This window comes from Galactobacillus timonensis (assembly GCF_900240265.1).
GTDB lineage: Bacteria > Bacillota_I > Bacilli_A > Erysipelotrichales > Erysipelotrichaceae > Bulleidia > Bulleidia timonensis.
On record NZ_LT964740.1, the window covers coordinates 261,323 to 273,937 of the forward strand.

Annotated in this window: 11 protein-coding genes; 2 read left to right on the forward strand and 9 right to left on the reverse strand. The window is 51.9% G+C overall.

Features of this window, described 5'->3' with window-relative positions:
- Window positions 1-101: 101 nt before the first annotated feature.
- The 8 genes from C1714_RS11670 to C1714_RS13875 all read right to left on the reverse strand — a co-directional run bounded on the left by C1714_RS11670 (window position 102) and on the right by C1714_RS13875 (window position 7,606).
- On the reverse strand, window positions 102-950 hold the full coding sequence (locus C1714_RS11670; protein ID WP_102343417.1) for an SAM hydrolase/SAM-dependent halogenase family protein: 849 nt from the start codon (window positions 948-950) through the stop codon (window positions 102-104).
- Window positions 947-1,807: an SAM hydrolase/SAM-dependent halogenase family protein gene (locus C1714_RS11675; protein ID WP_102343418.1), complete on the reverse strand. Its 861-nt coding sequence runs from the start codon at window positions 1,805-1,807 to the stop codon at window positions 947-949. The genes C1714_RS11670 and C1714_RS11675 overlap by 4 nt, the downstream gene beginning before the upstream one ends.
- A gap of 13 nt (window positions 1,808-1,820) precedes the next feature.
- A complete protein-coding gene (locus C1714_RS11680) occupies window positions 1,821-2,654 on the reverse strand; it encodes an energy-coupling factor transporter transmembrane component T family protein (RefSeq protein ID WP_102343419.1) in 834 nt (277 codons plus the stop codon).
- Window positions 2,651-4,357, reverse strand: coding sequence for an ABC transporter ATP-binding protein (locus C1714_RS11685; protein ID WP_102343420.1), 1,707 nt, complete (start codon window positions 4,355-4,357; stop codon window positions 2,651-2,653). Before C1714_RS11685 ends, C1714_RS11680 begins: the two co-directional genes overlap by 4 nt.
- Before the next feature lie 103 nt (window positions 4,358-4,460).
- A complete protein-coding gene (locus tag C1714_RS11690) occupies window positions 4,461-5,021 on the reverse strand; it encodes an ECF-type riboflavin transporter substrate-binding protein (protein ID WP_102343421.1) in 561 nt (186 codons plus the stop codon).
- A gap of 71 nt (window positions 5,022-5,092) precedes the next feature.
- On the reverse strand, window positions 5,093-5,818 hold the full coding sequence (locus C1714_RS11695; RefSeq protein ID WP_102343422.1) for an SDR family NAD(P)-dependent oxidoreductase: 726 nt from the start codon (window positions 5,816-5,818) through the stop codon (window positions 5,093-5,095).
- Entirely contained in the window at window positions 5,815-6,831 is a 1,017-nt protein-coding gene (locus tag C1714_RS11700) for a spore photoproduct lyase family protein (RefSeq protein ID WP_102343423.1), read from the reverse strand. The genes C1714_RS11695 and C1714_RS11700 overlap by 4 nt, the downstream gene beginning before the upstream one ends.
- On the reverse strand, window positions 6,797-7,606 hold the full coding sequence (locus C1714_RS13875; RefSeq protein ID WP_167850049.1) for a hypothetical protein: 810 nt from the start codon (window positions 7,604-7,606) through the stop codon (window positions 6,797-6,799). Before C1714_RS13875 ends, C1714_RS11700 begins: the two co-directional genes overlap by 35 nt.
- Before the next feature lie 39 nt (window positions 7,607-7,645).
- On the opposite strand from C1714_RS13875, the gene C1714_RS11710 reads away from it, so the two are divergent.
- Complete coding sequence (locus C1714_RS11710; RefSeq protein ID WP_167850050.1) at window positions 7,646-9,631, forward strand: phospholipid carrier-dependent glycosyltransferase; 1,986 nt, start codon at window positions 7,646-7,648, stop codon at window positions 9,629-9,631.
- Window positions 9,628-11,331, forward strand: a complete 1,704-nt coding sequence (locus C1714_RS11715) for a hypothetical protein (RefSeq protein WP_167850051.1) — start codon at window positions 9,628-9,630, stop codon at window positions 11,329-11,331. The genes C1714_RS11710 and C1714_RS11715 overlap by 4 nt, the downstream gene beginning before the upstream one ends.
- Here C1714_RS11715 and C1714_RS11720 read toward each other — a convergent pair.
- On the reverse strand, window positions 11,321-12,610 hold the full coding sequence (locus tag C1714_RS11720) for a hypothetical protein (protein ID WP_135567940.1): 1,290 nt from the start codon (window positions 12,608-12,610) through the stop codon (window positions 11,321-11,323). The genes C1714_RS11715 and C1714_RS11720 overlap by 11 nt on opposite strands.
- Window positions 12,611-12,615 lie beyond the last annotated feature (5 nt).

The window sequence follows — 12,615 nt, forward strand, 5'->3', positions numbered from 1 at the left end:
AAGTGATCCTGATTTTTGACGCTTTTTAATGATATCACAAACCCTTTGAAGATCAAGGAGGATTTCCCGGCACATAAAAATGGAGGCAATGCCTCCATTGATTATTCCGCCTTCTTCAGAATGGCTGTCCAGTCTTTCCCCGTATCGATGCCATAGGCATCCATGAAGCTGGCACTGTTCAGATCCAGGCTCAGATACATCGAGGAGCCACAGTAGAGAACCGGATCCCCCTTTGCGACAAAGCCGAAGCTTTTCTCATAGGGAACAGCCTGATGGAAAAAAGTCTTACCCTTGTTTGCGATGGTAATTTCCACGCGATCGCCGAGCTGAAAGCCAGTTGTGCCCCACTCTTGGTTTGTGATGTTGAATTCGACGCCGCCGAAATGTTTGACTCCCGTCATCAGGAAACCTTCCGCATAATGGTCACGGATCACGGGCCTCATCGAATACTCTTCGCACTCAACGGTTTCCTCGACCGGATACTGCGGCCCGACGCCTTCAAAGTCAATGATGCCCGAAGCCAGCTTCGCTGCACAATAACCGAAGAGATCGCGGCCATGGAAGACTGACACGTTTTCCCGCGCATGATAACGGTTCACTGTCTCATCAATCTCACGTACAGCGGCAATGCCAACGTTATGTTTCACATGCGTCAGAGTTCCGTTGTCCGGTGTCACGACATAGCTACCATCCTTCAGCAGGGCGACACAGGCACGTCTCGACGTACCGACACCCGGATCAACCACCGACACGAACACCGTTCCCTTCGGCCAGTATGGCTCGATCGCATCCAGGGCAAGCGAAGCCTCCCAGGGATCAAAGCACTTGATCTCGTGGCAGCTGTCCTCCACCTCAAGTTCGCGGTCCACGATCTTGATGACGCCCTTCATCTCGGAAACGGCGCCCCAGGTCTCGGAAAAATCCGTCTGCAGAACAATGATCGGTTTCATTTCTCAACGAGCTCCACACGCCAGTCCGGACCGAAACCGACATGATACTTCTCTACAAACGATCCGCGGCATACAGCCAGCGAAGCCTTCATCAGCTCATTGTTGTAGAGCACAGGTTCACCGACCTTAACATCTCCAAACGTTTTTTCAAACGGAATGTCTTCCTCAAATGCCGTGATGCCGTGGCTGATTCTGACATGAACCGTTTCTCCATAGCCAAAGCCGTGGGAAAGCATCTGCTTTGTCGGAATATTGGTAAAGAGATTGCCGAAGTTGGTGTCATCGATTTCGATGATGCCTTCCGCTTTTCCGTCTGTTACGCTCGCTTCCGGAATAACAAATGTCACAACATCCTTCGGATCATAGGCAGGTCCCACTTCTTCAAAGGTGATCTTTCCCGCCGCCAGTTTAGCTGCACAATAACCGAAGAGATCCCTGCCATGGAACACACTGGTCTCATCGGTGCCGAAGCCGTGAAGACGGTTGACTGTCTCATCGATCTCACGCACTGCGACGATGCCGCTGTCACGGGCAACATGTGTCAGGGAGCCGTTGTCCGGCGTCACGACATAATGCCCGTCTCCTGTATAGGCGACACAGGCTTTGCGCGCCGTCCCTACGCCCGGATCAACAACCGACACAAAGATCGTACCTTTCGGCCAGAAGCGGATCGACTGAAACAGCCGGTATGATGCGCTCCAGATATCAAACGGCGGCAGCTCATGGGTGCTGTCGATCAGCTCCAGAGATCTGTCCACGCACTTGGCAACACCGTACATAGCGGAGACGGATGTCTCCTTATATCCGAAATCGGTCTGAAAGACCAGCATTCCCTTTAACGGCTTAATGATTTCCATCGGAATATCCTCCTTAGATAAACGGGTTGTAATAGAACGAATGGTTGACGGCGAAACGAATATACAGCGAAATCGCAAGGACCAGCGCACACACAGCGATCGACACGTAATCCGCCTTGCCAAGCGGCCGGCGCGCATACCAGGTACGCGTCTTTGACTTTCCAAAGCCCCGCAGATCCATGGCATTGGAAATCAGATCGACACGGTCCATCGTCGTAAACAGCAGCGGCGCCAGAATGGCACTCGTATTCTTGAGACGGCTCGAGACACTCGCCTTCTTTGACATATCGAGACCGCGTGCCTCCTGGGCCAGCCGGATTGCCTGAAAGTCATCCGCCACATCCGGAAAATACCGCAGCGTCAGCGACAGTGACATTCCCACCTTATAGCTGATTCCGATGCCATTGAGCGAAGAGGCGAATTCACTCGGATTCGTTGTAAGAATGAAAATGATGCCGAGCGGAATCACGGACAGATACTTGGAAAACTTCGTGATCTGATAGAACAGCTGCTCCTGCGTCAGAATGTAACGGCCACCGAAGGTAAACAGATCATGTTCCGTACCATAGATTTCCGTACCGTATCTCGGATTGAACAGAAACGTCAGGATGAAGTTCGCAATCAGGAAGATAAAGACATAGACAAACATCAGACGCACCTGCGAAAAGCGGATCCTGGCAATGCGCATCAGAATGTAGGAAAACACCATGATGCCGATGATCACACGGATATCGTAGGTAAACATGACGGCACTCGTCATCAGAAGAAAGCAGATCAGCTTCGTCACACCGCTCAGCCGGTGGATGAACGTATCCAGCTGCGCAAAGGAAAATGTCTTCAGTTTCATAAGCTCTCCTTGCGAACATTCTCATCGTAATGAATGAAGCACTCAACAAAGCGGCGCGGATCCTCAATGCCCGCCTTCTCAGCCAGTTCAAACAGCGAAGTGATCTTGAGATTTGCCCTCTCCGTCAGCACGCGGTCCGAAAGCACTTCATAGGATTTCTCATCCGCAGCCACCTGACCGTCGCACAGCACAATCGCCCGCTCCGTATACTCAAGCATCAGGTGCATATCGTGGGTAATCAGAAGAATGGTCTGTCCCTTCTCGTTCAGCGACTTGAGGAACTCCATGATCTCCGAATAATGACGATAATCCTGTCCCGCCGTAGGTTCATCGAGAATCAGAATTTTTGGATTCAGAACCAGGATTGACGCAATCGTAACCCGTTTCTTCTGTCCGTAGCTGAGTGCCGAAATCGGCCAGTCCTTGAAGGAAATGAGTCCGCAGATCTTCATCACCTCGCTGACGCGGCGGTCTACTTCTGCTTCGTCGATGCCTCGCACACGCAGACCGAAGGCGATTTCATCAAAGATCTTCGACTTGGAAATCATCTGATTCGGATTCTGAAGAACGATGCCGATCTTCTCTGCACGCTCACTGACAGTCAGGACAGAAAGGTCTTCGCCGTTCATCAGTACCTTTCCGGAATCTTCCTTGATGAAGCCGGTCAGGATCTTGGAAAGCGTCGACTTGCCCGCACCGTTCTTGCCAACGATACTAAGCATTTCACCTTCATGAATCGTCGCCGAAATATGGGAAAGAACAGGTTTCACACCGTCATAGCTGTACGAAACGTCCTGAATCTCGAGCAGCGGCTTCTCGTTGACAGGCGCCGGGCGAACCTGATTGGCATCGTACCATTCCTGCAGCGGCCTGCGCACCGCATTCACGTCCATCTCATCCAGGCTTTCCGGATGCATCTCCGGTTCAATCTTCACGCCGGCATACTTGCATGCCGTAAGATACAGCGGCTCACGGATCCCGTGATCAATCAGAAGATTGCTGGAGAGCACCCTGTCCGGCGTATCGTCCATGATGATCCGGCCATCATTGACCAGAACGATCCGGTCCACATGGCGATGAAGAACATCTTCCAGACGATGTTCAATGATGATCACGGTCTTGCCATCGCCGCACAGATCATCAATCAGCTCAATCGCCACTTTGCCTGTCGATGGATCCAGATTGGCCAGCGGCTCATCAAACAGAAGAATATCAACATCATCGACCATGACACCGGCAAGCGAGCAGCGCTGCTTCTGTCCACCGGAAAGTTCATGCGGATTCTGGCCGATCAGATCCGAAAGCCCGACCATCTTCGCAATTCGATCTACCCGCCGCTTCATTTCGCCCTGTTCAACGTTGTCATTTTCCAGCGCAAAGGCAATATCCTCGCCAACACTGAGACCGATGAACTGACCGTCCGAGTCCTGAAGCACCGTACCTACCTTGCGCGAAAGTTCAAACAGCGACGCAGGTGCCTTGATGCCGTCCACGATCAGCTCCCCTGTCATTTCTCCGCGGTAGGAATTTGGAATCAGACCATTGATGCAGTGGCCAAGCGTCGATTTGCCGGATCCCGAAGGTCCCGCAATCAGAATTTTTTCGCCACGATGAATGGTCAGGTTGATGTCGTAAAGCGTCGGCTCCGCCTGGGCATAATACTGAAAGCCGAAGTGACGGAACTCAATTACAGGTTCATCCATAGGTACCCCTTTTTGTGAACGGTACTATTATAACGGTCATTGCCGCCGGGAACATAAAAAGCGGGCACAAAGCCCGCCTGTTACAGCAATAATGCTCTGAACGTCAGTCCTTCTTGGACAGCGTTCCCTTGCCGACCTTGGTCGAAGCGTAAGCCTTCAGCAGCAGCAGACCAACGACAGCAGCGGTAATGACATCGAAAACGAAGGCAACCGCACCCTGCGTGAATACAAGGTTTGCCGCCTCGCCGTAAATAACGATATCAAGCACCGGCGCAACAACGAGCCAGGCAACCGCATGACCGATCACAGTCCAGAGAAGGAAGCCCTTTGTTTCAGCTGCACCGAATCTGCCATCCTCAACAGCCGGCGCAACCTTCTTATAGCAGAAGCCAGTGAACAGAGCGCTCAGGCCGGACGCAATGATCCAGCTCCACCATGGCGAACCGTAGGAGATGAAGTCGTTCAGCGCATGGCCGATGAACGCAACCAGGAAGCCGCACACAGGGCCATAGAGAGCTGCGAAGAAACCGGAAATACCATATGCGATCTGCAGATTTGTCTCAGGAACCGGTGAAGGAATCTTGACAAACATGAACAGAACCAGAAACAGTGCCGCACCGAGACCGGTCGCAACGATGGTACGTGTCGAAGAACCATTCTTCATAAATGTTTACCCCCTTTTGTAAACATCGTGATTATACCACCGCATTGTCGGCTTCCATCTCTTTGCGCCATCTAAAGCGCTTTCTTTTTGACAATCTGTGCCATCTGCGGCTGTAACTCGATACATTTCACGACAGATCCTTCTCTTGCATGAAGAACCGTATGCACCGCGTCCGCCACATCCGACGGCTTCAAGGACCCGACGGCTGGTTCAAAATCCGCATTCCGGTACAGCTCCCCTGCCGTAAGATCCGGAAGGATACAGCTGACGCGCAGACCGCTTTTTCGATATTCCTCAAAAAGACTGCGGCTGAACTGGAGAAGTCCCGCCTTGCATGCACCGTAGACAGCCCCTTTGACAGCCGGCCCCAGGGCACAGGCCGAGGAGATATTGATCAGCCAGCCATGACGCTGCGCCAGAGCACTGACATATCTTCTACTTATCAGCATCGGCACTTCAAGATCGACGCGCACCATGGCATCAATCTGTTCGTCCCTGATCTGTTCATGCATGCCATAGTATGCGCAGCCGGCATTATTGATGATCAGGCATATCGGAACCCCGGACACAAACGCATCCACCCGTCTCATCGCATCCTCATCCAACAGGTCAATCGAACGATAATGAAAACGGGAAGAAACGAAGGATTCATCAAGGGGAGGAAGCTCTTCCCTTCTGCCGGTCCCGTATACCTGCCAGCCATCCTTCAGCAGCATCTCAACAATTGCCTGACCAATCGATCCGGAGGCACCGGTGACGAGGGCATATTTTTCATCTGTTTTCTGCGTTGTGCTCATTCTTCATTATTCTCCAGAAATATCTTCTCTTGGGGTATGTATGGCGCTAGACGCTCTACCATCCAGTCTTCCATCGCAGCTCTCATTTGTTTGGGGAGTCTTGCATAGCCGTTGACGCTTTCATAGGGATACTGCAGCAGAGCGCTGGATGGATTCTGTGCACGCATGCGGTGCAGATAGGAAAGCGAGATCCGGAAGGTTCCAAGGCTGATGTCGCGGACATGGGAAAGATCAATCATGGACACGATTGAATCAAGCATGGAGCCATAGGCTTTCTGCCAGTCGGGGACATAAAGCAGCGGATCCAGACACAGTCGCACGTTGTAGCCCCGCTCCATGCAGAAGCCAACCGCCGAAAGCCGCTGCGAAAGTGACGGCGTACCATGTTCGTACGCCAAGATCACTTCATCCGGCGAAAGAGTAAAGGCAGGAATCAGGTTCTCCTGTGCCTCAAGATGGTCCCACACGGCGGTTGAAGCAGCCTTTGTCCGGATTTCGATCCAAAGATCCGGATGATCTTTGGCAAACGACGCCCAGGCTTCGATACAGCCAAGCCATGGCTCCAAGGGAACAAGGTCACACTGATAGGCAAGTGAAAGATACAGCGGCGACGTTGATAGCAAAGTCTCTGCTTCCTGAAAGAAGTCTTCCCAGTTAACAAAAACAACGAGATAGGCGGAATCAAACATCCCCTTGAGCCAGCAGTAGTCGCAGTCAAAGACACAGTTCAGCACACAGGAACAAACCTGAAATGCGTGGCCGAAATCCTGGCAGACGGGAGCGGAGGGATAGAGCCGTGTCCCCTTCTTTTCCGCAAGGATCAGAGCCTGACTGTTCTGCTGGACGCGGCGGTTTTGATGAGGGCGGTTGAAGACATCGGTATAGGCAGAAACGGGAATGATTTCGGCATCGGGAAAACGGGACAGGATCTTTCCGGTCCTTGGATGGCAGGCAATCCCCTGCTCCACATAAATAGTCTTAAATCTTGGCCGCAAGCCGGTCACTGAGCTCATGGAGCATCTCCTTTCCTTCGGCACGGTCCTTTGCCTGCAAATTTTCAAATGAAGAGAGATCCTGATGGGAGGCACGGGCATAGATCAACAGCTGATGAAGCCGCCGGCGCATCGTGATGCTGGCATGAAGATGATCGGCAAGCTGATCTTCGAGGCGCTGGTCCTCTTTGGTCCAGAGGATGGAAGATTCTACGGAAGTCACCAGAGGCACAAGGGCATCCATGGCATCGATGAAAGTACCGGCATAGCTAGATGAAACATCCTGCAGCATCTTTGGAGATATTTCTTCCTTTCCCGTATCGCTGACAAACCGCAGCAGCAGCCGGTGCGAATCATCCGCAAACAATGAAAACGCCTGCAGGATGCCGTCGCTTTCCATGTCATAAAGATCGCTGGATATTCCTTCCCTGTTGTCTTTCAGGACCGTTGATCCGCAGGTCACGGATGCGGAGGGAAGATCGAGATAAAGTGACGGATAATAGTCGCGCCCGCTGTCAAGAGAGCGGATGCGGTTCAGCTGGTAAATGCCATCGTCGCGTGTGATACCGGCGGCACTTCCATAGAGAAAATACCAGTCACGTTCCGTGGCAGCGGACTGGCCGAGAAAGGCGGAAACCGACGCCGCAGCCTCGAGAGATCCGTATCCGCATAAAAACAGGCGGATATCTTCACCCTCATAGACCGGATGGCGTACACAGGTTCCGGCCGGTCTAAGCTGCATCCGTTCAATCAAAGGTGCCGCTTCCTGGTACAGAGGACAGATCACAAATCGCATGGTTTCAGTATAATACTTTGGTACAAAGAGGAAGGATTTATGGATTCGTTCAGCTATACGTATTTGAAGGACAGCGAGCTGTTGAAGCTGCTGCTGGTGTTGGCGGGGGCGGCTGTTGCTGTCTTTGTTGTGTTCCGCTTCATTCCTTCACATTCCAAAAAAGCAGAGAAAAAAGAAGAGTCTGTGGAATATCCGCATCTTCCCTGGTTCCGTCCATCTATAAGGAAGGAACGCTATACGAAGCGGGATGCGTTCTGGATTGTTCTTCTGATGGTGCTCTATGGCATCGTCAGCTTCTGGCAGCTTGGTACGATGGTTTTTCCTTCAACGACTTGGCAGCCGGCTTCCACTCCCGAGACGATTATTTTCGAGCTGACGGAGGGCACCCATTTTGACAGCATCTATTCGATCTATGGTGAAGGTGATAACAATGCGAACCTGTCGTCGCTGCAGATCGGTACCCATAACATCGTGATTGAAGGTTCCAACGATCTCAGTACATGGACCATTCTTGAGACACTCAGCGACGGGTCGATTTATCAGTATCATATCGAGAGCGGTGACTGGGATTACCGCTATATCCGTCTCACGTCCGTTGACGCAAATGATACGCTTACGGAGATCGGCTTCAAGGCCTATGGGGAAGAGAAACTTCTTCCGGTTTCGGTCTATGAGGATCCGGGAAAAGACAGTGCCTACCCTGCAACGCTCTTGATTGATGAGCAGAACAAGGTGGCGCTTGATCCGGACTATCGCTATGAGAGCTATTTCGATGAGGTATATCATCCGCGCAATGCGTGGGAGATCGCAAACCAGGAATTCATGTATGCGACGGTGCATCCGCTGCTGGGAACGAGTCTGATCGCTCTGAGCATTCATTTCCTTGGCATGAACCCGTTTGCATGGCGTCTTCCGGGCGTAATTACAGGCATCCTTCTTCTGCCGCTGTTCTATGCGCTGGTAAAGAATACGTTCCATGAACGCCGTTCCGCGGTGATCGGTACCCTGCTGTTAAGTGTAGAGTTCATGCATCTGACGACGTCGCGGATTGCGACGCTGGAGCCGTTCTCAGTGTTCTGGATTCTGGCCATGTTCCTGTTCATGGTCCGCTACTATCAGACAAACTTCTACGATACGCCGTTAACGAAGACGTGGAAGCTGCTGTTCCTTTCCGGCCTTTGCATGGGACTGGGCATTGCGACCAAGTGGACCGCCTGCTACAGCGCCATCGGTCTTGCGATTCTTCTGTTTACGAATCTGATCCGCCGCTGGTATGAGTACCGTCAGGCGGCAAAGGCAAGTCTGAGCGACCGGAATCAATGGAGCCAGGAAGAAAAGAATCTGGCTGATCATATTCTTCAAAGCTGGCGCAGAAGTTTCTGGAAAACGATCGGGATCTGTTTCGTGTTCTTCATCTTCATTCCGGCAGTCATCTACTGGGTTTCCTATATGTGGTGCCCGGTATGGCGCGATGGCTGGAGTATTGCCAATGTCATTTCACAGAACAGCTACATGTACCATTACCACATCAATCTGAAGGCGACGCATCCCTACCAGTCCTACTGGTATCAGTGGATTCTTGATATCCGGCCGATCTGGTACTATGGCCGTCTGTCGCGCAACGGTGTGTATCATTCCATTTCCTGCTTCACCAATCCGGCGATCAGCTGGTTCGGCTTCGTGTGTGTCCCGATCGTGTTCTATGATGCGATCCGCAAGCGTACACCAAGTGCCTGGATCATTTCAATCGGCTATCTGACAGCGCTGCTGCCATGGGTGCTGTTTGTGAACCGCTGCGTCTTCTCCTATCATTTCTATCCGACGAGCTTCTTCATGCTGATGGCGATTGTATATGTAATCCGCAGCCAGCTGAAGAAGAGCCGCAGCAGTTATGCATGGGTGCTGCTGTATCTTGCCGTATGCATCGTTCTCTTCTTCCTCTTCCTGCCGGCAACCGCAGGATTCGGAGCTCCGCAGAGCTATATGAAATTCCTTGAATGGCTGCCTTCCTGGTACTTCGGATGAGGCATGAAAAGCGTTTTCTGATCATCGGATCCCTGATTACAGCGGTCATCTTTACGATGCCCTATCTTGCCAAAGATGCTGTGGGCATCGAGATGGACACCTTCTTTCATCTTGCCCGGATTCAGAGTATGAGTGAAAGCATCAGGGAAGGCAACCTTTATCCCCTGATTTTTCCAGACCAGAACGGAGGCTACGGCTATGGCAGTCCGCTGTTCTACTGCAACCTGTTCCTGTGGCCGTTTGCGCTTCTTCATGTACTGGGACTGCCGCTTTCCTATTGCTGGGTGGCACTGATCCTTTGTTCTTCGTGGCTGACCTGCCGGACGATGGCGGGATTTCTGAATCACATCACAAAGAACCCTGTCGCTTCCCTTCTTGCCGCAGCCGTCTACATTCTTGCCAGTTACCGGATGACGGATGTCTATGTACGGGGCGCGCTTGGCGAAGTGCTTGCGATGGCCTTTCTGCCGGTTCTTTTGCAGGGTATTTATGAAATACTCTTTGAAAAGAACGACTCTATCGCCGCTTTTACGATCGGGCTTTGCGGCCTGGTGTTTTCCCATAATCTGGCTTTCGCCATGGGCGTTGTCCTGTTTCTATTGATCTGCATCATCTTCCATCGCCGCCTGACGGAACGGTCTGTATCCGCATTTGCAAGGGCAGCTGTCCTCGCCTTTCTTTTGAGTGCATGGTTTACTCTGCCAATGCTCGAACAGCTGAAGGCAGATGACTACTATCTCGACTACTATGCATCATCGATGAACCTTGCGTCTTCTGCACTGACGCTGCCTGAGTTTCTGCAGTATGGACTGAAGTTTGGTGTCGGAGGTTACGGGATGGCTTCGGGACAGCAGATGACGCTGAATCCGGGCTATCTGTTAATGGTCCTGCCGCTGCTTAGTCTGCTGCCCATCGGGAAGAAGGCAGGAACGGATTTTTCGTTTCTGCGTTTTTCTTTGATCGCAGGCTATGCAGGGATGTTACTGCCGCTGGAAATTGCCCCTTGGGACCATATGCAGTTTCTCGGCATCCTTCAGTTCCCATGGCGTCTTGAAATGCTGGCCTGTGCATTGCTTGCCATCCCCTGTGCCATCGGAATTGACCGGATTCTCTCCATCCCTCATGAAAGGACAGCATCATTGATTCTGACACTGCTGATCGCCATCGATGGCAGCGTACGTCTTTCCGGCGTCTATTCCCGTGTCTTTACGATTCATTCCTATACTCGGGACAGCTTTCTGATCGACGGAACGATGATTGATCCGTATTACAGTGCAACCTACATGCGCACACAGCTTGCGGGCGGCGATTATCTGCCGATCTCCTCCGTGGATTTTAGAAGCTATGTTCCCGAAGCCACCCTTGAAAAAACGGCAGAAGGAAAACAGTTTGAAATAACCTCCGCAGATGCCGGAACCTTGACCATTGTGCCCATCACCTGGTACAAAGGCTATCGCGTTTATTATCTTGACGGGGATCAACGCAGCGAAGTTCCTGTTTCTGAGATTCAGGGCATGATCGCCGCCAGAACCGACAAGCCCGGTACCTATCTTGTGGTTTATCAGGGCACTCTGCTGCAGAAAGTATCTTTTGGCATCAGCGTTGCAGCATTCATCTATAGCCTCGTTCAAGCGGTAATGAAAAAAAAGAAAAGCCGGCGGATATCCACCGGCGAAGGAACAGCAGGTATTACTGGTTGAGCTGGCAGCTGTAGCCTTCACAGCCCCGCTTCCACAGTCCGTCTTCCGTCATACGGGCCTGCACAGAACGGATCAGAGGATCGCTGCCGGCCGAATCATTGTCGAGAAACACGACCTGCAGACCGTTCTGAGGATTATCCAGTGCATCATCGTTCAGCATAATCTGAAGTGATTCGAAGTCAATCGACCAACCAAGGTAATTCGCCGAAAACGGCTGCGGGGATGACTGCACCACATTGCCGTGATCAACAATTGCAAACAGGCTTGCCGTACGTGAAAAATCCAGCCCCAGCTTAGTAAACAGCCACTCCTCATCTTCCGGAAGGGAGGACAGAGAGCTGGCGTTATAGCGCACCAGTGTAATCACCGGATAGCGCTCCGCATACTCCAGCATCCGGTTCACATCCGGATTGTCTTCCGAAAACAAAACCTTCTCCGTCTTGTCCACAAGACGACTGAGCCGCTCTTCCAGAAGCGAATTGGACTTATGATTCTCTACCAGATCCGCTGTCTGTTCCACGATGGCATTCGTCATAATCTCGGCGCCCCAGGTATTGGAAATATAGCGTGAACCATCGAGATTGATCTGATAGCCTGTGGATTCCGCCAGCGTATTGCAGTCGATGAACGTCAGATGCCTGCGCAGAATATAGTCACTGATCGCACTCAGCCAGTTGGAGTCATTCTCTGTCTGATCATAGGGAGGATTGACAAAAACCGGCGTAATCTGATTCTGCTCGCACAGCCCCTGAATTTCAAGAATAAAACCGGTCTGCGAACTGCTCAGGGTCGGCATCGTTTCAAGCGAATACGTATTGATTTCCTTGGGATCAAAGCTGCCGGGATCACGGAAGATATAACCCATATCCTCACCGTAATCCTGATAGGTCACCGAATGATCGCCGACAACACAGGCACTGGTCTGCTGCAGCATCGGCGTCACATCAATCAGCACCACCGACGGATGCTGGGTGCGCAACGCCTCCTCCAGTACCAGATACGTTTCCGCCATCGTCTCACAGTCCGCATGCAGAATATAGCTGTAATAGCCCGATGCCGTATAATAGGACGCCGGATTGAACATCGTCTGCATCCGCTGGGAGCCGATCGCCAGAACGTCAAGGCTGTTTTCAGGAAGATCATGAAAGTCCTGACTCGTATACAGCCATTCCGTCTCAGCCTGCTTCGCTCTCAGCAGCCATGCGACAAGCACAGCCGCCGCGGCAAGGCTTGTCAGCAGAATTTTCCCCTTGAATTTATGCTGTTTCGTAGTTGTCACGCCGC